Origin of the sequence: Natronobacterium haloterrestre (assembly GCF_900112205.1) — an archaeon.
Classification (GTDB): Archaea; Halobacteriota; Halobacteria; order Halobacteriales; family Natrialbaceae; genus Natronobacterium; species Natronobacterium haloterrestre.
The window spans coordinates 140,698-160,309 of record NZ_FOKW01000002.1 but is presented as its reverse complement, the minus strand read 5'-3'; the positions used below and the strand labels follow the sequence as shown (position 1 = coordinate 160,309).

The window sequence follows — 19,612 nt, the reverse complement described above, 5'->3', positions numbered from 1 at the left end:
TTATTCACCTTCGGTCGCGGTTGCTTCCCGCTTTTCGTGTTCTTCCTCGAGCCAGCCGTGTTTGCCCAGGCCGGGCTGTTTCGCCGTGAGGCCGATCTTCGAGTCGCGGGGGTTGCGCTCGTCGATGCTCTTGGTGACGATTCGGGCGCGGACCGCATCGTCGACCGCCAGCGTGCGGTTGGACTCGTTCGAGGCGAGCTGCTGGTTCTCGCCGTCGAAGGCGAGGTACTCGTCGCTGATCTGGGAGACGTGCAGCAGGCCGTCGACCGGTCCGATGCCGACGAAGGCGCCGAACTCGACGACTTCGACGACCGTGCCGTCGACGACTTCCTGCATCTGCGGGTCGAAGGTGACGGCGTCGAAGTCGGCTTCGTAGTAGACGCCGGGTTCGTTGGGCAGCACCGTCCCCTCACCGATGTCGTGGACCTCGGTGACGGAGACGACGCTTCCCACCTCCTCGTCCATGCGTCCCTCGAGTTTGTCCTGCAGCAGTCGCTTCACGAGGTCCGGCGAGACGTCGCCGAGCTCCTCCGGCGGTACTTCTACCGTGTCCTTCAGTCTGACCCGTTTGTACATTCTATGGTTGAGTGATCGCTAACTTGTTTCTCCCGCGTAATGCAATTACCGGTACGTTCGCCTCGAGCACACGGTCACGCAGCGGGCGATCGTTCGTGACGACGTAGTCGACCGCCCCCTCGCGGGCGAGTTCGACCAGGGCGTCGTCCGCGTACGACGCTTCCGTGTCGACGACGAGACAGCGCTCGGTCGCGAGGTCGCGGCCGACGGTCGCGGCCGTCCCCTCCCGTCCGCCCTTCTCCGAGAGGCGGCGCAGTTCCTCGAGGACGGCCTGTGGTGCGGTCGGCTCGAACGAGTCGAGGAGTCGCTCGAGTTCGTCGAACAGCCGCACGTCCAGTTCGACCGGCATCATCAGCGCGCTCGTATCGAGTGCGACCCGCGTCCGGCCCTGCGTACTCATTCGTCGTCCCGTGTTACGTCTCCTTGAGCGTGCCGAGCCCGATCAGTCGCCAGCGCGCGCCGATCCGGCGGTTGATCGCGATCTTCGCGCCGGGTTCGGCCGCGACGGGACGTTTGAGATTGACTTCACACTCCCCTTCGCGGGCGCTGGTGACCGCGCCGACGGTCGTGGCGGTGCCGACGGTCATCATCAGGGGCTCGCCCGTGCTGATCTCCTCGACCTCGCCTTCCTCGCCGTCGGTGCCGACGACGCGGTCGAGCAGGTCGACGTCCATCGTGAAGCCGTCCCAGGTGGGCGGCAGCGACCCCGCGGGACCGGCCAGTCGGCCGGCCAGCGCGTCGCCTTTCGTCAGCGACGGGTCGAGGCCGGTACCGACGCCGAGCAGGCCGCCCGGCGTCGCGGCGTCGACGTCCTTACCGCCGGCCTGGAGCGACCGGATCGTCGTCTCGATGGGGACGTACTCGGTCTGGCCGCCCCGCTCGACCTCGCGGCCGGGACGGATCTCGATCTCGTCGCCGACCTCGAGTTCGCCCTGGACGAGGCTGCCCCCGAGGACGCCGCCGGCGAGGTCGTCGGCGGTCGTGCCGGGCTTGTTGATGTCGAAGCTCCGGGCGACGTGCATCCGCGGATCGGTGTCGGGATCGCGTTCGGGCGTGGGGATCTCCTCCTCGATGGCCTGCATCAGCAGATCGAGGTTGACCTCCTGGCCCGCGGAGACGGGGACGACCGGCGCGTCCTCGGCGACGGTCCCCTCGACGAACTCCTGGATCTCCTCGTAGTTTTGCCGGGCCTGATCGCCGCTGACGAGGTCGACCTTGTTCTGGGCGATGACGATGTTGTCGATGCCGATGATGTCCAGCGCCATGAGGTGCTCTTCGGTCTGGGGCTGGGGAACGGGTTCGTTCGCGCTGATCACGAGCACGGCCCCGTCCATCAGCGAGGCACCGGACAGCATCGTCGCCATCAGCGTCTCGTGTCCCGGCGCGTCGACGAACGATACGGTCCGTAGCGGCTCGCTCTCCGAGCCGTCCGGACACTTCTCGGCGATGGTGTAACACTCGGGTTCGTCGAGGCCCTCGCAGTGGCGGAACGTGGCGTCCGCGTAGCCGAGCCTGATGGAGATGCCGCGTTTCATCTCCTCGCTGTGCTGGTCGGTCCACGAGCCGCTGAGAGCCTGGACCAGCGTGGTCTTGCCGTGGTCGACGTGACCGACGAGCCCGATGTTCACCTCCGGTTGTTGATTTCCTGCCATAAGACGGTGAGTAATCTTAGATATGGCTTCCGCCGTGCGCTTGATAAAGGTTGCGAGCTACACCCGCAGCCGCTTCCGGCCCGCGGACGGATCGAAGCCGGATACCCGGGTTCCCCGAGGCCGACGGAACCGTCCGAACGACCGGGAACTACGCGTTCGCCTCCGTTCCCGGTTTCCCGTCGCCATCGGCGTCGGCGGGATTCTCGGCGTCGATCCCGGAGCCCGACCGCCCGTACCGCGCCCAGAGTGCGAGCGCGCTCGGGAGGACGAACACGCTCACCACGAAGGCGGTCACGATAGCGAGAACGACCAGCGTCCCGAAGCTCTCGAGCTGGGGATGGGGATGCAACAGCAGGGTCGCGAACGCGCCCGCGGACGTGAGCGCGCTGCCGAGCAACGCGCCGCCAGTTCCGGTGACGGCCCGCTCGAGGGCCGCCAGCGGGCGTCGCCTGTGATCCGAGTCACCGCGCTCGAGTTCCTGGGCGAACCGGTCGCTGACGTGGATCCCGTAGTCGATCCCGAGGCCGATCACCAGGCTCATCAGCAGTGCCGTCAGCAGCGTCAGCGGTACGTCGAGCAGGTACATCCCGCCGACGACCAGCCCCGTGACCAGCGCGATCGGGAACGCGGTCACGATTCCGAGCGTCGCGCTCCCGTGGACGTACCGGTAGACGATGGCGAGCGTGGCGAAGACCGCGCCGAGCGCCAGGAGCAACACCCGGACGACCCCGTCGGTGATCTCGGCGAGCTGGGAGTCGACGACGATCGTCTCACTGACCGGCGTGGCCGCGAGGTCGGCGTCGGTCGCCCTCCCGGACTCGGCCTCGGGAGACTCGATCGACGCAGCCATCGCCTCCACGTCCGCCACGCGGTCGTCGTCGAACCCGGCCCGCTCCGGCGGGCCGACGACGCGCAGCGATCGGTACTCGCCGTCGGTTCGCTCGATCACCTCCGCGGCCTCGCCCGGCGCGGCCTCGTAGAGCGCGTCGTACACCGTCTCGAGGTCCTCGTCCGGAACGCCGTCGCCGTCCGCGTCGGCCGCCTCGAGCGTCGCGGCGAACGCCTCGTCCTCGGCGGCGACCGAGGCCATCACCGTCGTCGGCGACCGGAGGTCCCCGGCCTCGCCGGACGCGTCCGCGATCGCGCCGCGTTGCTCGCCGACCTCGAGACCCCGATGGACGCGCTCGAGCGCGCCGTCGTCGGTGACCTCGCCCTCGATCAGCAACTGGAACCGGTCGCCGTCGGCGGCCGCGACGGGCCGGTACTCCTCCCGGACGTACCGGTCGTTCCGGTCGTACTCCGAGACCTCCCAGGCGAGCGGTCCGGGCAGTTCCTGTTTCCACTCGGCGGCCGGTTCCTCCTGTTGCTGGACGCCTTTCTCCTCGAGGGCCGTCCAGGCGACCGCGCCGCCGGCGCCGGCGAGCAGCGCGACCACGAGGACGAGCGGCGCGACGCGGCGCGCGAGGACGACGCTACTCCGGAGGAACGGCCGGAGCACGGCTCCATCGCCCAGCGGCCGCTTGCGGCGGTCGATCCCGATTCGCTCGCAGAGGCCGTCGACGCTGATCTTCAGCGCCGGGACGAGCGTGAGGAAGATGACGAACGCCGAGAGGACCCCGAGCGTGATCCCGAGGGCAAGTTCCCGGATGATCCCGACGGGATTGACGACGTTCGAGAGGAAGCCGATAGCGCCGGTGATCGCGACGAGTCCGAGCGCGACCGAGACGGATCGAACGGCCCGACCCATCGACGGTCGAACCCCCGCGTCGCCTCCGGCATCCGTCGCGACGCCCCGCTGTTCCCGATACCGCATGAAGACGTGGAAGCCGAAGTCGATGCTGAGTCCAGCGATCAACACCGGGCCGATGAACGCCGTCATCCCGGCCGAGATCCCGAGCCAGCCGAGGATCCCGAACATCCAGACGATCGCGGTGACGACCCCGACCATGCCGACGAACACGTCCAGCGGATCGCGGTAGGTGACCGTCAGCACGACCAGCACGAGCGCCAGCGTAAGCGGCACGAGCAGTTCCATCGTGTTCTCGTTCAACTGGTCGACGGACTCCTGTGCTGCCGGCTCCCCGAGCGTGAAGTAGGAGAGGTCGGCCTCGCCGGCCTCGCCCGCCTCGAGCGCGCCGGCTTCCTGGCCGTCATCGCTCCACTCGCCGGCCGTCTCGTGGAGGGCCTCCCGTGCCTCGGCCACGGATTCCTCGCCATCGCCGGCCGCGTCGGCTTCGAACCGGAACAGCATCCGGTGGCTCTCCGCCGTCGCCGTGCCCGGCTCGTAGCTCTCGGGCACGAGCCGCGCCGCCTCGGGGTGGTCGGTGACGGTGCGGTCGACCAGCGACGCGACCGTCCCCTCGTCGGCCCCCTCGAGGGCGTCGATCCGGGTCTCGAGGTCGGCGTTTGGCTCCTCGGCGAGCTGGACGGCGACGATGTTCGCTACGCTCGTGACGGCCGGCCCGGAACCGTCCCCCCGGTCGCCGTCCGCGAGCGCGTCGGCGACCGCCTCGCGTTCCGTCACCGCCCGCTGGTAGCGCAGCGAATCGACCAGCGCGGCTTTGGAGAGGGCGTTGCCGTCGTCCTCCGTCGCGACGTAGACCGCCGCGTACGCGGCTCCGCGCTCGTTTCCGTCGGCGTACTGGTCCTCGAGGTAGTCGGCCGCCTGCGACCGCTCGGTCTCGGGGAACTCGTCTTCGGCCGCTTGCCCGCCGGTGTCCAGGGCGGCGACGCCGACGACCATACCGGCGGTCAGCGCCAGCATCACGAGCAGCACGATCCGGTTGTGTGTCGTGACGAACTCGACGAAGTCATCGATTGTCACGTTCGTCATCGTTTCTCCCTCCGACTCGGTTCGGTGTCTGATTCCATCTCGTTGCAGGTCCAGGACGTCACCCTACGTAAGTATTATCGAAGAAATTACATGTAACAGATCCGTTTCAAAATCGCAGTTGAGCCGTCCACGGGGACCGGCCATCGCTCGAACCGTCTCGGCCGTCGGACCCGCCCACGTGGCTCAACGGCCGTTTTGTTCGACTGCTGTCAGGAACGGCGATTCGCCAGCGATTTGTGTCGCACGCGCTCGGTCGCCGTGACCGACAGGTCGGCGGCCAGTTCGAGCCGGAGCGCGTCGTCCTCGAGCCGGAGCGTCACCTCGTACTCCGTCGGATCCGTCGCGGTTCGCGTGCCGGTCCACTGCCCCTCGGAGGCGTAGCCGAGCAGTTCCCACGGCGCAAGCGTGAACACGTCGACGCCGCGCTCCCAGCAGAACGTGATCGCCTCCGGGTGGTACGTCGACCTGAGCGTCAGCGGCGCGGAGTACGACCGGAGACACTGCCGACACCGGTCGACCGCGCGGAACGGATCCGCCTCGAGTTCGCCGCCCTCGACCACCTCGAGGGTGAGATTCCCGCCGCAGGAGGGACAGACGCCGCCGCGAACCTGCCGGTAGTGGGCGCTCATGCGGTGTGCGAGCGTCTCGACGACGGCCGACGGCGACCGGTCGCGGACCTGTGCCGGCGTGACCTCGTAGCCGGCGACGCCCCGCTCGCAGTCCCGGCACGCGACGGTGAGAAACTGGTTCTCGAGGGACGCCTCGAGCGAGTGGGCCCCACAGAGCGGGCACGGCCCCGAGACGTCGGTTCCCTCGAAGCCGGTCGGCGCGCCGTAGTTCTCCGATAGGAGCAGGCGGACGATCCGCTCGCCGGCGTGAGTCAGCGAGTACCCGCCGTCGGTCTTGCGCAGGAACAGGCCCTCGAGTTCGCCGAGGTGGTAGGAGAGTTTCGATGTGTTGTCGATGTCGACGCGGTCGTACAGGGTCGAAAACGAGAGTTCGGCCGGGCCGCCGGTGTGTGCGCCCTCGCTCTGTGCGACGGCGACCTCCCGGAGGACGTCGATCCGCGTCCCGTCCGACAGTAATCCGAACGCCTCGACCGCCGAGCGATCCTCGCTCATGCCGACGACCACACGCCCCAGCACGGAGATCCTTTCCACGTATCAGGTATAATACACAAATGACGTTCGGGGAACTATTTTGGCAACCGATCGCATATCGCACCGTATGAGTCGATCGGACGTCTCGAGCGAGGAGGAAAGCCCGCTCGAGTGTACGGACTGTCTCGATCCCGCCGAGGCCTTCGCGCTCGTCAGCAACGAGACGCGGCTGGCGATCCTCGAGGCGCTGTGGGCCGCCGACGAGCGGCCGGTTTCCTTCTCCGAGTTGCGCCGCGAGGTCGGCATGCGCGACTCCGCACAGTTCAACTACCACCTCCAGAAGCTGACGGGCCACTTCGTCGCGCAGGAGGACGGCGTCTCCGCGAGCGAAGCGAACGGAGGCTCGTCGGACGGCCGGTCCGACGGCGGTTACGTGTTCAGACACGCCGGCGAGAAGGTCGTCCGGTCGGTGATCGCGGGCACGTTCAACGAACAGCCGACGGTCGACCCGTTCCCCGTCGAGGGGGACTGCGTCTCCTGTCGCGGCCCGTTACGGGCGGTCTACGAGGACGAACGGCTCACGATCGAGTGTCGCGACTGCGGGCAGCGCCACGGCGAGTACGACTTCCCGCCGGGCGGGCTCAACGACCGGACGCCCGAGGAGATCGCCGAGGCCTTCGACCAGCGCGTGCGCCACCTCCACTGCCTGGCGGCCGACGGGGTCTGTCCGGAGTGTACCGGCCGGATGGAGAGCCGGATCGTCGAGGAGGGCGAGTGCTGTCTCGGCGTCGAACTCCGCGTCGACCACGAGTGTGCCCAGTGTGGCCACACGCTCTGTTCGGCCGCCGGCCTCCGACTGCTGGATCACTCCGCCGTCGTCGGCTTCCACCGCGAGCGCGGCGTCGCCCTCGAGGACCGTCCGTACTGGACCCTCCCCTGGTGCGTCACCGACGAGTACACCCACGTCCTCGAGCGCGACCCCTACCGTCTCGAGGTCCGCATCCCGCTGGAGGGTGACCTGCTTGCGGTGACGATGGACGACGACCTGAACGTGCTCGGGACGCGGGTCGAAGCGGACGGCTGAGTCGCGGGTTTCGTCCCGTTCCTCTTCTCTCCCCGACACGACCGACAGGAACCGATCGTGGCTCGCCGTACTGAAACCGATTTCAGTAAGGACGGCTACAAAAATATAATTCAGATTACAATTATGGGCGTGGCTCCCCTCCGACTAGACACGATGCACGACCCACGCCGACCCCGACGGATTCCGTCGATCGACGACCGAACCGTACTCGAAACCGCCCTCGTCTCGCTCGCGACGACCGGCGTGTTCGTCGCGGCGATGCTGGCCGCGCTCGTCGCCGCGTCGATCGCTGGCGACGAAACGGCCGTGTCCGCCCCGGTCGCGGTCCTGACCGGACTCGCCACGATCGGCGTCGCCGCGATCGTCCTCGGCCCGTTCAGGAGCCGTCTCGCGCGCGTGGTTCGACGACGGCGAACGGCGGCTCCCTGACGGGCCACTCCTCCGACGAGCTTTTTTCGACCGACTCCCTCTCTCGGACCGTATTCGTGTCCGCCCCCGTCTCGGAGTTCGCGTTCGAACTCGAGTTGTGCGCCCGCCTCGAGGCCGACGACCCCGAGGGGATCGTCGCCCGCCAGCTCGGGGGCAGCGTCGCCGAGCCCGGCGGCCGCGTGCTCGACGCGGTGCGCGTCGAACCGGGACCGGAGTTCGACGAGCGAGTCGCCATCGCGAGCGAGACCATCCCCGACGTGGCCATCGCCGCCGACGTGGGCCCCGGGCGGGCACGCTACTGGAAGGACGCCGTCCCGGACGACTGTCATCCCGACCGCGCCCGCCGGGCGGTGGAACGGGCCTGCGAGATCGGGTTTTTCGAACGCGAGCACCGGAACGGCCGCGAGTACGTCCGGCAGGTCGCACGCTATCCGGACTGGTACGGTCGGATCGTCGGCATCGAGAACAAGCCGGACCTCGGCCGCCCGGGCGACCTCGAGACACAGTTGCGGACGGACGTCAGCCTCGCCCTCGTCGACGAGGTGATCCTCGCGACGGAGAGTTACGTCACCCGGGCGCACCTGAACCGGATCCCCGAGGAGGTGGGTGTCTGGCGCATACACCGCGACGGACCGATCGACGAGCGCGACCTCGAGATCGAAGTGGTCCGCGAGCCGACGGCGCTGCCCGTCGAGGAAGCCGGGGTCGAACCCCTCGAGTCGCTGCCCGGCCGGACCGACGTGGCGGTCGTCCCGCCCGCGGAGAAGGCCCGTGCCCGCCGGCGACTGGCCGAGCGCGCCTACGGGAAGGGGTGGCGGACGTACGGGTTCCCGGACTGTGAGGCCTGCCGAGCGGCGACCGTCGCCGGCGCGACGCTGCCGTACTGCGAGTGGGCAGGTCGTGTCGTCGACGCGAGCGCCGACTGCGGGGAGTCCTGTCCGGGGTACGAGCCCGTTCGCGAGGCTGCCGACGTCGACGTGGATCTCGAGGCCGAACGCGACCGACGAACCGCCTGGACCGCGGACCCGGCGGGCAAGCGGCGACGGCAGTCGGGACTCGATCGGTTCGGCTAAACGGAGGCCGAATGCGACCGTCACTCCTCCTCGAGTTCGCGGCTAACCGTCGCGAACAGGACCGCGTCACACGAGTGGCAGGTGAAGACGTCCGGTTCGATCGTTTCGGTGCCGTCGTCCCGGTGGACGGTCACTTCTTCCGGTCCGATCGCTAGCTCGAGCGGGTCCTCACAGTGGGGACAGGTCGCCATACTCGACCTGACGGGCCCGGGCGGAAGACCGTTACGCGCGCTCGGATCGGTCGGGCGTGGCGCTCGAACGCCCTCGAACCGCCGCAGATCTTCGAACACGCCCCGTTCGGCCGACGGGTGATTTCCGCTCCTTTTCAGTCAGAGCACGTACTCCTCGCCGTCGACCGCCAGCGGGTCCTCGAACGCCTCCTCCGGCGGGTAGTAGTGGGCCGCGTGCACCAGCCGCGTCCGGTCCGCGTTCAGGTCCTCGGCCAGTGCCAGCGCCCCCTCGCGAGTCATGTGTTTGTGGCCGAACGTCCGGGGGACGCCGTCTGGACCCTCGTGCCGGCCGCCGGCCGGATGGTGTTCACAGAAGTACGCGGGGACGATGGCGTCGGCCAGCAGGAGGTCGGGATCGGCGAGGGCCTCGCGGGACTGAGCGGGGATATCGTAGTTCGTGTCCCCGGATATCGACAGCTTCGCACCCGTCTCGGGGTCCTCGACCGCGACCCCGTAACACAGAAGCGGCGGGTGTTCGACCGGCACCAGCGTCACGTCGAACCCGCAGGTCCGGACCGGATCGAGCGGCGTCGTCGCGTGGACCTCGAGCGCCGAGAGGTAGTGGTAGTCCTCGGCGACGGTTTCGGCGACGCTCCGGCCCGTCTGCGGGTCGGTTTCGCCGGAGGCGTACACCGTCAGCGAGTCGAGCACCCGGAAGACGTTCCCCAGGCCGTCGAGGTGGTCGAAGTGAACGTGGGTGACGACACCGGCGTCGGGCGGCGCGACCCCGTCCCGCAGGAACTGGTAGCGGAAGTCGGGGCTGAAGTCGATCAGCAGGGCCTCGCCGGTCCGCTCGTTCTCGACGTGGACCGAGAACCGGGTGCGCTCGAGGTCCCGTTCGCGGGCGGCCTCGCAGGTGTCGCAATCGCAGCCGACCGTCGGCGTGCCGGTCGTATCGCCCGTCCCGAGCAGTGTGACGCGCATCAGTACGGTGGTCGTCCGCGGACGCGGTCGAAAGCCGACTCGTACTCGAGTTTACACATACGACTCACCCTCCTCGAGCGCCCGTTCGACCAGCGGGTGGTCCCGGTTCCCCTCGAAGCGGTCGACCGGCAACACGTACACGGAGAAAACGATCCCGTGTTCGATCCCGACCGTCTCGCCCAGCCGCTCGAGGTCGCGTTCCCGCCGTTCGTCCCCCTCCTCGAGGACGACCAGTACGTCGACGGAGGCGTGAACGCCCCGGTCGTCGCGGACGGCGTCGCCGAAGACGACGAGGCGGTCGATCACGTCCCCGTGTTCCTGGCGTGCCCGCGCGGCGAAGGCCTCCGCGGCGTCGACCCCGTCCTCCTCGTCGAATCCGGCGTCGACGGCCCGGTCGCGGTCGCCGTCGAGACGCAGTTCGTTGTCGGTCATCGCCACCACGTTGGCAGTCGTCACGTAAAGGGATTCCCCGACGGAATGACGGAATAGGTCTTTTACGGCCGCGTTCGCGCCGCTCCCACGACGCTCGCCGTTACGAGTCCGGTTCGTACTCGTGCTCGTGCTCGTGCTCGCGCTCGTACTCGTATTCGTATTCGTACTCCCTGAGCAGATCCGGCTCCACGTCGCGCAACACCGCCTCGTGGGTCGCCTCGAGCACGACCGGCGGCGCACACCCCGCTTCCTCCGCCTCGAGCCACCGGCCGAGACAGAGACACCACCGATCGCCCGGCTCGAGGCCGGGGAAGTCGAACTCGGGGTTGGGGGAGACGAGGTCGTTCCCCTGGGCCTTGCTGAACTCCAGGAACTCCTCGGTCATCACGGCACAGATCTCGTGGCGACCCCGGTCCGATTCGACGCGGCGACAGCAGCCGTCGCGCAGGAACCCCGTCATCGGGTCGGTGCTACAGGGCTTGAGTTCCGTCCCGTAGACGTTGCGGTCGCCTCGCTCGTTCGACTCGGCTCGGTCGTCGGGCTCCGACCGCCCACCACGGTCGCTCGCACCCGGATCCTCCGACATGTCCGCCGTATCGGCCGCCGGGGGCGAAAAGGGTGGTGCTGTGATACTCCGTTGCCGGTACCTGCGAGCACGGGCGGGCCCACGGCCCACCCGTGCCCTTATTCCGTTATAGGGCCAATCCGCGACCGATGGACGGCGAAATCTCCACGGACGAGGTCAAAGAACTCCTCGAGAGCGACGCGGACGTCCGGATCGTCGATATCCGCGACCCCGGAAGCTTCGAGCACAGCCACATTCCCGGCAGCGAGAACGTCCCGTTTCACGAGCTGACGAACCGTGTCGACGAGTTCGCGGACGCGGACCGCGTCGTCACCGTCTGCCCCCACGGCGAGGCGAGCGTCCAGGCCGCACGGCTCATCGGCTCGTACGAGGGCGCCGACGACACCAGGGTCGAGAGCATGGCCGGCGGCCTCGAGAAGTACGGGATGAAGTTCGGGCTCGTCCGCGAGGATGGCGAACCGGACGCGGAGTCGACGGACGTCGAGTCGCCGTTTTGATCGGGGTCGCGAACCGACGAGAGTCGACGTCGTTGGAATCGCCGGACAGGACGGACCTACCGCTCACCGGCGGAAAAACTGGAAAAGCGATACGAGAGACCGCCGCGGGTTCGGAAGTCGTCTCAGATCATCGCGGGCTCATGCGACGTTGAAGCCGCGGTCCCGAAGGAACTCTTCGATGCGGCCAGTGTGGTTGCCCTGAAGTTCGATCTGGCCGTCCTCGACAGTGCCTCCACAGGCGAATTTGGACTTGAGATCCGACGAGAGACTGTCCAGATCGACGTCCTTCGGATCGAATCCTTCGACGATCGTTACCTCTTTCCCGTACCTGCGCTCGTCAATGCGGATATTGAGTTGCTGTTGGCCCTTGGCCACGTCCTCGCAGACGCAGAGTTCCTCGGGCAGCCCGCACGTCGAGCAGACTTCCGACATTACGTTCCATGCTACGAAATGGCCATATTAAACACTATCGGGACCCGCATGCCGTCGTGCGGTTCTTTTTGAGTGATATCCGTCAATTTCGGAGCCGAGCGACGGCTGGCAGCCGCTTTCGCACGATCTCGTCGACGATCTCGATCGACTCGTCGGCCGCCGCGCGGTCGACGCCGTCGCCGTAGACCGCCCGTTCGTACCGCTCGAGTACCTGCTCGACGCGGGGATCGAGCTCGTCGCCGTGGGCGGCCTCGAGCGCGGTCAGGTAGCCGCGGGCGGACTCCGAAGGCCGCCGCGGCCGGTACTCGCGCCCGAGGACGCCCTCGAGCCGACGGAACGCGCGTTCGACGTCGCGGTCGGGATCCTCGGTTCGCCGCTGCCAGTAGCGGCCGACCAGCCGTCGGGCGCGGACCGTCGCGCCCGTTCGATGAGCGCCCGCAAGCAGGCCCACGAGGAACACGGAAGCGACGACGAGCGCCTCGCGCGTGATCGGGACGGGGCTGGAGACCCCCTCCTCCTCGGGCGTCGACACGGTCCCGTCGCCGGCGGCGACGCCGGGCGGACCGGTCTCGCTGGCCTGTCCTTCGGTGCCGTTGCGGTCCGACGGCCCGCTCCCGGGGTCCGTGGGCGACTCGTTGCCGTCGGGGTTGTGGTCCGGCGCGTCGGGACCGTCGTCGGGGTCGTCGCCTCGAGTATCCGATCCGTCTTCCCCGTCCGATCCGTCTCCGTCGCCGCCGTCGGTCTCGATGTCCACGTTCTCGATGTTCTCCTCGCGGGCGTCGACGAGCCGTTCCGTGTGCTCCGCCTCGCGGGGCTGGGGCGGCGTCGGATCGAACTCGACCCAGCCCTCGCCGGGGAAGTACACCTCGACCCAGGCGTGGGCGTCGGTTCCGCGGACGACGTACCTGTCGTCCTCGACCTGCTGGCCGCTCGTGTAGCCGGTCACGTACCTGGCCGGAATCCCCTCGGCTCGCAGCATCTGTGTCATCGTCGTCGCGAAGTAGACGCAGTAGCCCTCCTCCATCTCGAGCAGGAACTCCTCGGCGACGTCGCCCTCGGGGCGGTCGACCTCGAGCGAGTAGTCCTTCGACGAGCGCAGGTGCCGCTCGATCAGGACGGTCCGTTCGTAGGGCGAATCCGCGCCCTCCGTGATCTCGGCCGTACGCTCCTCGAACGCCGGAGAGATGCTCTCGGGCATCTGGAGGTACTGCTCTTCGATCTCGTCGGGGTAATCCGTCCCGGCGTTGTGCAACACGACCGGCGGGGGGTCGACGACCGCGCTCCGGACGACGTACGTGTCGTCCTCGATCAGCGTCGTCGCCGGCCGGATCTGGCCGTGTGCGGACACCTCGGTGTAGTCGGCGATGCCACCCTCCACGTCGACGGGCTGGGCGGCGGCCGGCATGACCCCCAGGTCGGTCGCGACGGTGACGGTCTGTTCGACCGTCCCCGTGGTTCCGGCCGGCTTCTCGATTCCGGCCTCGCCGAAGGGCTGGGACTGGCCGGTTCTGACCCACTCGTCGCCGGTGTACCGGTCGTAAACCCCGGTTCGCCAGTACGAGCCCTCGTCCGCCTCGACGGTAAACCGGATCTGCGGCGAGAGGTCGACCTCGCCCGCGATCCCGGACCGTTCCGATGCGGAGTCGATCGTCGCCTCGAGGGTGCCGTCGCTGGCACCGGCGGTCGTCGGGTTCGCCGTACCCGTGCCCCCGGGGACGAACGTCACCGACAGCGAGAGCGCGACGATGACCGCGAACAGCACCGCGATGGCGTCGGCCTGGGCGACGGAGCCGCCCCGGCGCTCGAGGTCGCCGAAGCCGACCGCCCCGAGCGCGGCGAGGACGCCGACGAGCGTGGCCGTCGTGCCGGCGTCGCCGGTCAGCACCAGGAAGACCAGCGCGAACCCGCCGGGGAGGACGCTCAGCCCGTACCGGCCGCGCAGGGCGAGATACCACGAGAGAAAGACCGGTCCCGGGGCGAACGCGAGCGTCCAGGTGCCGGCCTCGACGACCCGGAGCAACTCGAGGCCGGTTGCGAGCGTGACGACGTCGGCGAGGACCGTCTCGCTGGCCGAGAAGAGCGCCTCGGCGCCGACGCCGCTCCGTTCGAAGTAGTAGACGAAGCCGACGACGGCGACGGTGACCGCGATCGTCGCCGCCGTCCGGAGTCGGATCAGCCGCGCGAGAGCCGTCGCCGCGAGCAGCATGCCGACGACGAGGGTCAGCAGCGTCCGGGTGCCGCCGACGACGCGGGTTACGTCCTGCAGGACGCTCACGTACGCGGCCGTCAGGACCAGCACGGAGCCGAGCGCGAGGATCCGGAAGGCACCGGGCCCGATCGTGCCGTCGGTCGAGAGCGGGATCGTTCGGCCGTCCCGATCGACGCTCATCCGACCACCCCCGAGCGCGCGTCGGCATCCGTGTCCGTGTCCGTGTCCGTATCCGCGTCCGCGTTCGTCTCCACGCCCGCGCCACCGTCGGGGCTCGAGCCGTCCAGGTCGAGCCCAACCGCCCCGTCGGCCCCGACGAGTCGCTCGAACGGGAGCGTCCGCCCGTCGACGACGACGCGGAGCCCGTCCGCGTCCGCGAGCACGAGCACCTCCGCAGTCTTGCGGTCTCCCTCCTCGAGGTCGGCGGCCTCGAGGGTGGCGAGCGTCCGAAGCAGGTCCCGCCGGTGCCCCCGCCCGGCGTCGGGCCGGCGGTGGTCCTCGCCGAGGCGAAGGCCGACCCGAAGCTCAGACTCGAGCAGGAAGTCGACGACGCTGGCGACGGCTTTCGCGAGGTCGTCGCAGTATCCCGCCGCGCAGTCGGCGGCGACGGTGACCGCGTCGTCGGTCGACCCTGTCGCGTACTCGGTCACGACGAGTTCGTCGTCGGGGCGTTTGGCCGCGGACTTCCAGTGGACGTCCCGCAGCGAGTCGCCCCGGCGGTACTCCCGCAGGTGGGCGAACTCCTCGCGCTCGTGATCGAGGTCGGCGCCGCCGCTGCGGCTGCAGGCCGTCTCGACGAGTGCGCGGAACTCCCGGGTCCCGCCGCCCAGGAGGTCGACGGGCCGCGGGTAGACGCGAACTCGGGTCGTCCCCGGCCCCTCGAACCGGCGTTCGACGAGTCCCAGCGCATCCTGGACCGCGATCGAACCGGGGCCGATCTCGTGAACGCCCCGCTCCCGGAGCGCCAGATCGTACTCGAGGGCCGTCTCGCCGGACTCGAGCGTGAGTTCGGCGACGTACTCGTCGGTTCCGCCGTCCGCGACCGCGACACCTTCGCCGACGGCGTCACGAACGGTCGCCGCGACGGATCGGTCGTACTCGAGGTCGATCGCAACGGTCCGTCGGTCGCCGACGGGGCCGTCCGCGACCGGGTGGCGTCTGACCGTCGGCGGATCGAGGCGAACCGTCGCGATCACGGCCGCGGCCAGCGCGATGGCAAGCGGCGCGACCACGGCGTTGAGCGCCCGCGGCCCGGACTGCCAGCTCATGCCGATCGAGAAGGCAAGCACCGCGAGCGCGGTCCATCCTCTGCGGGTCGGTTTCATAACTCGTCTCTCGTCAGGCGTCGACGGGCACCCGCTCGAGAGCGTCGGCGACGATCGTATCGCCGTCGCGGTCCCGGTCGCGATCCGCGGTCTCGATCCGGTGGCCGAGCACCGTCGGGGCCTCGACCTGAATATCGTCCGGGATGACGTACTCCCGGCCCTCGATGACGGCACGGGCCTGGGCGGCCCGCAGCAGCGAGATGGTGCCCCGCGGGCTGGCCCCGATGCGGGCGTGTTCGCGGGTGTAGCCGACCAGCCGGGTCGCGTACTCCCGGACTGGCTCCTCGACGCGCACGTTCGCGACCGTCTCGCGCGCCCGGACGATCGCTTCACGGTCGGTCACCGGCTCGAGCGACTCGATGGGATGGTGGCCGACGGTCCGGCCGAGCAGTTCCGCCTCCTCGTCGGGGTCGGGGTAGCCCAGCCGGAGCTTCTTCATGAACCGGTCGAGTTCCGCGAACGGGAGTTCGTAGGTACGGTCCCGCTCGACGGCGTTTTGCGTCGCGATGACGGTAAACGGGTCCGGCAGCGGTCGGGTGTCGCCGTCGACGGTCACCTGCTCTTCCTCCATCGCCTCCAGCAGCGCGGACTGGGTCTTCGGGGGCGCGCGGTTGATCTCGTCGCCCAGCACGACGTTGCCGAAGACGGGCCCGGGCTGGAACTCGAACTCGCGGGTGCGCTGGTTGAAGACGTTGACCCCGGTCACGTCCGTCGGGAGGAGGTCGGGTGTAAACTGGATCCGGCGGAAGTCACAGTCGACCGAGGTGGCGACCGCCCGTGCGAGCATCGTCTTTCCCACGCCGGGGACGTCCTCGAGCAGGATGTGTCCCCGACCAAGGAGCGCGACGACGGCGTGTTCGATCGCCTCGTCGTGGCCGACGATCACCCGGGAAACGTTGTCGACGACGTCGGTAGAGAGCGTCGCGACCGTAGGGACCGGGAGCGGGTCGGGTCGGTCGTCGGTCGCTCGAGTCGGCGAGTCAGAGTCGCCGTCGTCGCGGGTCCCCTTCGTATCGGCGCCCTCGTCGCCGGCCGGTTCCGGTGGCTCAGTCATGACTGGCGGCCGCAGGGCGGAACGGACACCTGATTCGAGCGGGACGAGAGGGCTGGCGACTTTTCATGGCGTTTATCTCTGTTCAGGGACAGCGAGACATATGCTTTGTGTCACTATAGTTACCTATGAGTGAACGGAACGAACCCGTCGTCGCCACTCGAGAGCGAGACCTCGCCGAACGTTCGGTCAAGGGAGCGCCAGAACGCGTGCGGTCGCCCGCGGGGACTGAACCGGGAACGCCGAAGCCGTCGCTATCCGGTTAGCAATCGGAAAACGATACCCCTTGCTGGAACAGCTTACAGTCGTTCGAGGTTCGTCGCGCGCGGGCCCTTCTCGGCCTGCTCGATGTCGAACTCGACTTCCTGACCTTCCTCGAGGTCCGGACCGCCAACGTCCTCCATGTGGAAGAAAACGTCCTCGTCCGCGTCCTCAGTCTCGATGAAACCGTAGCCGCCAGTATCGTTGAAGAATGCGACCGTACCTTGCGCCATTGCAGGCGTACAAAGCCACGACTGGGATATAAATGTTCGGGCGATACTCGCCGGCCCACGTTCGTCGAGCGACCGTTTTCGTGCCCTGGACACGGGTGAGACGCAGTTTTTCGGTCTCGAGTTCGACACGGCTCGAGCGGCCGAAACGGACGGCTATTCGGACTCGAGCGCGGGCGGCTGGCGTCCATCTTCCTCGCCCTCGAGCGCGGCGTCCGCCTCCTCGAGGCCCGCCGCGTCCGTCGTGAACTCCGCGAGCAGTTCCTCGAGCCGGTCCGCGCGCCGGTGTAGCGCCGTCACGTTCTCGGAGACGCTCGCGGTTGCCTCGGTCTGTTCCGTCGCGCTCTCTAGGATCGCCTCGGCCTCGCTCGCGGTCGTGTCGCTCAGGTCCGTCACCTCGTCGGCCATCGAGACGAGTTCGGCCGCGGAGTCGGCGATGGCGTCGGTCGCCTCGTCGATGTCCTGAACGCCCTCGTCGGCCCGGCGCACGTCGGTTTCGATCTCCCGGAAGGCCGCGACCGAGCGGTCGATCGTCTCCGAGCCGTCGGCCACGCGCTCGCGCATCGCCTCCATCTCCCCGACGGTGGCGTCGGTCCGGCGCTGGACCGTCCCGATCAACTCCTCGATCTCGCCCGCGGCCGTCTTCGTCTCGGCAGCGAGCGCCTTGACCTCCTCGGCGACGGTCGCGAAGCCGCTGCCGTCGGCGTTTCCGTTCCCGTCTCCGGCGTTGGCCGCCTCGATCGACGCGTTCAGCGCGAGGATGCTCGTCTGGTCGGCGATCTCCGTCACAGTCCCGACGACCTCGTCGATCCGGTCGACGGCCGCCTCGAGGTCGCGGATCTCCTCGAGGGCGGCCTCGGAGCGGGCCTCGATGGCCCCCATCTCGTCGACGACGTCCTCTGCCGCGTCCATCCCCTCCTCGGCGCGCGAGGCGGCCTGCCGGGAGGTGTCCGCGACCGAGTTCGCCGTCGAGGCGATCTCCTCGACCGTCGCCGACGTCTCCTGGATCTCCGTCGACATCGCGGCCATGCGGTCGTGCTGGCGCTCGGCGACGGTCGCGATCTCGCGGATCGACTCGGTCACCTCGTCGCCCGTCTCCTCGAGGGCGACGCACTCGCCCCGCACGTCGTCGCCGGTCTCGGCGACCGCGCCCGCGAACGACGCGATGGTCGCGACCGTCCGCTCGAGGTCGGCCACCATCGCGTTGAACGTCGTCGCGATTTCGGCCATCGGCTCGCTCTCGGGATCGGGCTCGAGCCGCCTGGTCAGGTCCCCGTCCGCGCAGGCCCCCATGACCTCGCAGTAGTCGGCGGCCGTCCGCTCGAGGCGGTCGGTCCGTTCCTGGGCCTCCCGGCGGGCCTCCCGGGCCCGCTTCGTGGCCGCCTCGGCCTCCTCGCGTGCCTCGTCGGCCCGGTCGCGTGCCTCCTCGGCGCGCTCTCGCGCCCGTTCGGACTCCTCGAGTTGCGTGACCAGGGAGTCGCGCATGTCGTCTATCGCCCGGTAGAGGTCGCCGATCTCGTCGGTGCGCCCGGTCTCGAGGTCGACGTCGTACTCCCCGTCGCGGATGGCGGTCGCCCGGCTCGAGAGGGCCCGGATCGAGGTAGCCGTGGTCCGGCCGACCGCGACGCCGAAGACGCCGATCAGAGCGACCCCGGCCGCGGTGAGCAGGTAGCCGAACCGGTTGACCGTATGGACGAACCCGAAGGCGTCGGCCTCGCTCGTGTGGACGAGGACGGCCCATCCCTCGTCGGTCGTGTGGTAGCCGACGACGTACCCGTCGGGGGCGAATTCGTAAGGCGGCTCGGCGAGCGCCCCGCTCGGTCGCTCCTCGACCGTCGTCGCGCCGGGGCCGTCCGATCGGGCGAGCTCCAGGAACCGCTCGTGGTCCGCGTACTCGCGGCCGAAACTGGCATTCGCCTCGTCGTTTCCGTAGCCCAGTTGCCTGTCGTCGGCGACGATCCGCCCCTCGTCGTCGAGGATCGTGACGACGGTATCGCCGCCAGTGTAGTCAACCAGTCGCTCCGAGAGCGCGAAGGTGTAGACCAGCGCCCGATCCGCGTCGTCCTCGCCGCCGACGCCGACGTAGTAGGAGACCACCGGGTGCTCCTCGGCCGAGAGCCCCAGCGCGTCCGGCATCGCGTACGGCTCCGTCCGCCGCACCTCGTGTTCCGAGAGGTCGTCCGCGAGCGCGTCCGCGTTCGGGAACTCGAGATCCGACAGCGTCTCGGCGTCGTAGTCCGCGCCCGCCAGGATCTCGCCCGTCTCGGCGTCGACGTAGAGCGCGTGCATCCGCTCGTCCGGCAGGTCGTAGTAGACGTCCCCCAGGTACTCCCCGATTTCCTCCTCCGAACCGGACTCGACGACCGGCGCACCGGCCGAGGCGACGACGAAGTTCTCGTTTCGCTCGTTCCAGTCGTCGAACGACGACGCCTCCCGGACCGCTGCGTCGCGCTGGTCCTCGAGCGCACTCTCGGCGACACTGTCGGTGATCGCCCCCGTCGCGACGAACCCGATGCCGCCGATCGACAGCCCGAGCACGAGCAAAACGATGCCGAACTTCAGCGCGTACCGTTGTCTGACTGCCGACGGCACCAGCCGGCGGAGCGCCGCGAGCAGGGATCCTGACGGTCCACCCATCTATATGTTATGAAATAATACATCATATTTATGTAGATTGTGGCCACGAGC

General features: G+C 68.9%; 19 protein-coding genes. 4 read left to right on the top strand and 15 right to left on the bottom strand.

The features are described 5' to 3' along the window. The 5 genes from BM113_RS04850 to BM113_RS04830 all read right to left on the bottom strand — a co-directional run bounded on the left by BM113_RS04850 (position 1) and on the right by BM113_RS04830 (position 6,182). The gene (locus BM113_RS04850; RefSeq protein WP_007140246.1) at positions 1–576 is read right to left on the bottom strand and encodes a DNA-directed RNA polymerase; all 576 of its coding nucleotides are present in this window, start codon (positions 574–576) and stop codon (positions 1–3) included. Position 577: 1 nt separating this feature from the next. Next, positions 578–976, bottom strand: a complete 399-nt coding sequence (locus BM113_RS04845) for a PIN domain-containing protein (RefSeq protein WP_089785862.1) — start codon at positions 974–976, stop codon at positions 578–580. A 13-nt stretch (positions 977–989) separates the two neighbouring features. Beyond that, entirely contained in the window at positions 990–2,228 is a 1,239-nt protein-coding gene (locus BM113_RS04840) for a translation initiation factor IF-2 subunit gamma (protein ID WP_089785860.1), read from the bottom strand. Between the two features lie 148 nt (positions 2,229–2,376). Then, positions 2,377–5,061: an efflux RND transporter permease subunit gene (locus tag BM113_RS04835; RefSeq protein WP_089785858.1), complete on the bottom strand. Its 2,685-nt coding sequence runs from the start codon at positions 5,059–5,061 to the stop codon at positions 2,377–2,379. Positions 5,062–5,270: 209 nt separating this feature from the next. After that, positions 5,271–6,182: a DUF7351 domain-containing protein gene (locus BM113_RS04830; RefSeq protein WP_089786447.1), complete on the bottom strand. Its 912-nt coding sequence runs from the start codon at positions 6,180–6,182 to the stop codon at positions 5,271–5,273. Positions 6,183–6,288: 106 nt separating this feature from the next. Here BM113_RS04830 and BM113_RS04825 point away from each other — a divergent pair, with 106 nt between their 5' ends. The 3 genes from BM113_RS04825 (at position 6,289) to BM113_RS04815 (ending at position 8,747) form a co-directional block, all read left to right on the top strand. Continuing rightward, complete coding sequence (locus BM113_RS04825; protein ID WP_089785856.1) at positions 6,289–7,245, top strand: winged helix-turn-helix domain-containing protein; 957 nt, start codon at positions 6,289–6,291, stop codon at positions 7,243–7,245. Positions 7,246–7,398: 153 nt separating this feature from the next. Then, the gene (locus BM113_RS04820; RefSeq protein ID WP_089785854.1) at positions 7,399–7,674 is read left to right on the top strand and encodes a hypothetical protein; all 276 of its coding nucleotides are present in this window, start codon (positions 7,399–7,401) and stop codon (positions 7,672–7,674) included. Between the two features lie 56 nt (positions 7,675–7,730). Next, complete coding sequence (locus BM113_RS04815; RefSeq protein ID WP_089785853.1) at positions 7,731–8,747, top strand: DUF5787 family protein; 1,017 nt, start codon at positions 7,731–7,733, stop codon at positions 8,745–8,747. 20 nt (positions 8,748–8,767) lie between these two features. Here BM113_RS04815 and BM113_RS22205 read toward each other — a convergent pair whose 3' ends face one another. The 4 genes from BM113_RS22205 to BM113_RS04800 all read right to left on the bottom strand — a co-directional run bounded on the left by BM113_RS22205 (position 8,768) and on the right by BM113_RS04800 (position 10,919). Further along, on the bottom strand, positions 8,768–8,938 hold the full coding sequence (locus BM113_RS22205; RefSeq protein WP_177209100.1) for a hypothetical protein: 171 nt from the start codon (positions 8,936–8,938) through the stop codon (positions 8,768–8,770). 138 nt (positions 8,939–9,076) lie between these two features. Further along, positions 9,077–9,901 carry an MBL fold metallo-hydrolase gene (locus BM113_RS04810; protein WP_089785852.1) on the bottom strand — a complete coding sequence of 275 codons (825 nt, stop codon included), beginning with the start codon at positions 9,899–9,901 and terminating at the stop codon, positions 9,077–9,079. A 51-nt stretch (positions 9,902–9,952) separates the two neighbouring features. Then, positions 9,953–10,333, bottom strand: a complete 381-nt coding sequence (locus BM113_RS04805; RefSeq protein WP_089785851.1) for a hypothetical protein — start codon at positions 10,331–10,333, stop codon at positions 9,953–9,955. Between the two features lie 100 nt (positions 10,334–10,433). Continuing rightward, positions 10,434–10,919 carry a DUF2237 family protein gene (locus BM113_RS04800; protein ID WP_089785849.1) on the bottom strand — a complete coding sequence of 162 codons (486 nt, stop codon included), beginning with the start codon at positions 10,917–10,919 and terminating at the stop codon, positions 10,434–10,436. 128 nt (positions 10,920–11,047) lie between these two features. On the opposite strand from BM113_RS04800, the gene BM113_RS04795 reads away from it, so the two are divergent. After that, positions 11,048–11,416 carry a rhodanese-like domain-containing protein gene (locus tag BM113_RS04795; RefSeq protein ID WP_089785847.1) on the top strand — a complete coding sequence of 123 codons (369 nt, stop codon included), beginning with the start codon at positions 11,048–11,050 and terminating at the stop codon, positions 11,414–11,416. Between the two features lie 138 nt (positions 11,417–11,554). On the opposite strand, the gene yciH is transcribed toward BM113_RS04795, so the two are convergent. The 6 genes from yciH to BM113_RS04765 form a co-directional block, all read right to left on the bottom strand. Beyond that, positions 11,555–11,848: a stress response translation initiation inhibitor YciH gene (gene yciH / locus BM113_RS04790; protein WP_004217450.1), complete on the bottom strand. Its 294-nt coding sequence runs from the start codon at positions 11,846–11,848 to the stop codon at positions 11,555–11,557. Positions 11,849–11,930: 82 nt separating this feature from the next. Beyond that, positions 11,931–14,237 (bottom strand): transglutaminase TgpA family protein, encoded by a 2,307-nt coding sequence (locus BM113_RS04785; RefSeq protein ID WP_089785845.1) that lies wholly within the window; start codon positions 14,235–14,237, stop codon positions 11,931–11,933. Continuing rightward, positions 14,234–15,382, bottom strand: coding sequence for a DUF58 domain-containing protein (locus BM113_RS04780; protein WP_089785843.1), 1,149 nt, complete (start codon positions 15,380–15,382; stop codon positions 14,234–14,236). Before BM113_RS04780 ends, BM113_RS04785 begins: the two co-directional genes overlap by 4 nt. Before the next feature lie 13 nt (positions 15,383–15,395). After that, complete coding sequence (locus tag BM113_RS04775) at positions 15,396–16,436, bottom strand: AAA family ATPase (RefSeq protein ID WP_089785840.1); 1,041 nt, start codon at positions 16,434–16,436, stop codon at positions 15,396–15,398. A 296-nt stretch (positions 16,437–16,732) separates the two neighbouring features. Beyond that, on the bottom strand, positions 16,733–16,927 hold the full coding sequence (locus BM113_RS04770; RefSeq protein ID WP_089785838.1) for a cold-shock protein: 195 nt from the start codon (positions 16,925–16,927) through the stop codon (positions 16,733–16,735). Positions 16,928–17,080: 153 nt separating this feature from the next. Further along, positions 17,081–19,561: a methyl-accepting chemotaxis protein gene (locus BM113_RS04765; RefSeq protein WP_089785835.1), complete on the bottom strand. Its 2,481-nt coding sequence runs from the start codon at positions 19,559–19,561 to the stop codon at positions 17,081–17,083. Between the last annotated feature and the right edge of the window lie 51 nt (positions 19,562–19,612).

What these genes read in the sequence shown, in the direction of transcription:
- BM113_RS04845 (WP_089785862.1), bottom strand. Translation starts at nt 976, where the DNA reads ATGAGTACGCAGGGCCGGACGCGGGTCGCACTCGATACGAGCGCGCTG.
- BM113_RS04840 (WP_089785860.1), bottom strand. Translation starts at nt 2,228, where the DNA reads ATGGCAGGAAATCAACAACCGGAGGTGAACATCGGGCTCGTCGGTCAC.
- BM113_RS04810 (WP_089785852.1), bottom strand. Translation starts at nt 9,901, where the DNA reads ATGCGCGTCACACTGCTCGGGACGGGCGATACGACCGGCACGCCGACG.
- BM113_RS04785 (WP_089785845.1), bottom strand. Translation starts at nt 14,237, where the DNA reads ATGAGCGTCGATCGGGACGGCCGAACGATCCCGCTCTCGACCGACGGC.
- BM113_RS22205 (WP_177209100.1), bottom strand. Translation starts at nt 8,938, where the DNA reads ATGGCGACCTGTCCCCACTGTGAGGACCCGCTCGAGCTAGCGATCGGA.
- BM113_RS04850 (WP_007140246.1), bottom strand. Translation starts at nt 576, where the DNA reads ATGTACAAACGGGTCAGACTGAAGGACACGGTAGAAGTACCGCCGGAG.
- BM113_RS04800 (WP_089785849.1), bottom strand. Translation starts at nt 10,919, where the DNA reads ATGTCGGAGGATCCGGGTGCGAGCGACCGTGGTGGGCGGTCGGAGCCC.
- BM113_RS04765 (WP_089785835.1), bottom strand. Translation starts at nt 19,561, where the DNA reads ATGGGTGGACCGTCAGGATCCCTGCTCGCGGCGCTCCGCCGGCTGGTG.
- BM113_RS04775 (WP_089785840.1), bottom strand. Translation starts at nt 16,436, where the DNA reads ATGACTGAGCCACCGGAACCGGCCGGCGACGAGGGCGCCGATACGAAG.
- BM113_RS04770 (WP_089785838.1), bottom strand. Translation starts at nt 16,927, where the DNA reads ATGGCGCAAGGTACGGTCGCATTCTTCAACGATACTGGCGGCTACGGT.
- yciH (WP_004217450.1), bottom strand. Translation starts at nt 11,848, where the DNA reads ATGTCGGAAGTCTGCTCGACGTGCGGGCTGCCCGAGGAACTCTGCGTC.
- BM113_RS04795 (WP_089785847.1), top strand. Translation starts at nt 11,048, where the DNA reads ATGGACGGCGAAATCTCCACGGACGAGGTCAAAGAACTCCTCGAGAGC.
- BM113_RS04835 (WP_089785858.1), bottom strand. Translation starts at nt 5,061, where the DNA reads ATGACGAACGTGACAATCGATGACTTCGTCGAGTTCGTCACGACACAC.
- BM113_RS04830 (WP_089786447.1), bottom strand. Translation starts at nt 6,182, where the DNA reads ATGAGCGAGGATCGCTCGGCGGTCGAGGCGTTCGGATTACTGTCGGAC.
- BM113_RS04780 (WP_089785843.1), bottom strand. Translation starts at nt 15,382, where the DNA reads ATGAAACCGACCCGCAGAGGATGGACCGCGCTCGCGGTGCTTGCCTTC.
- BM113_RS04820 (WP_089785854.1), top strand. Translation starts at nt 7,399, where the DNA reads ATGCACGACCCACGCCGACCCCGACGGATTCCGTCGATCGACGACCGA.
- BM113_RS04825 (WP_089785856.1), top strand. Translation starts at nt 6,289, where the DNA reads ATGAGTCGATCGGACGTCTCGAGCGAGGAGGAAAGCCCGCTCGAGTGT.
- BM113_RS04805 (WP_089785851.1), bottom strand. Translation starts at nt 10,333, where the DNA reads ATGACCGACAACGAACTGCGTCTCGACGGCGACCGCGACCGGGCCGTC.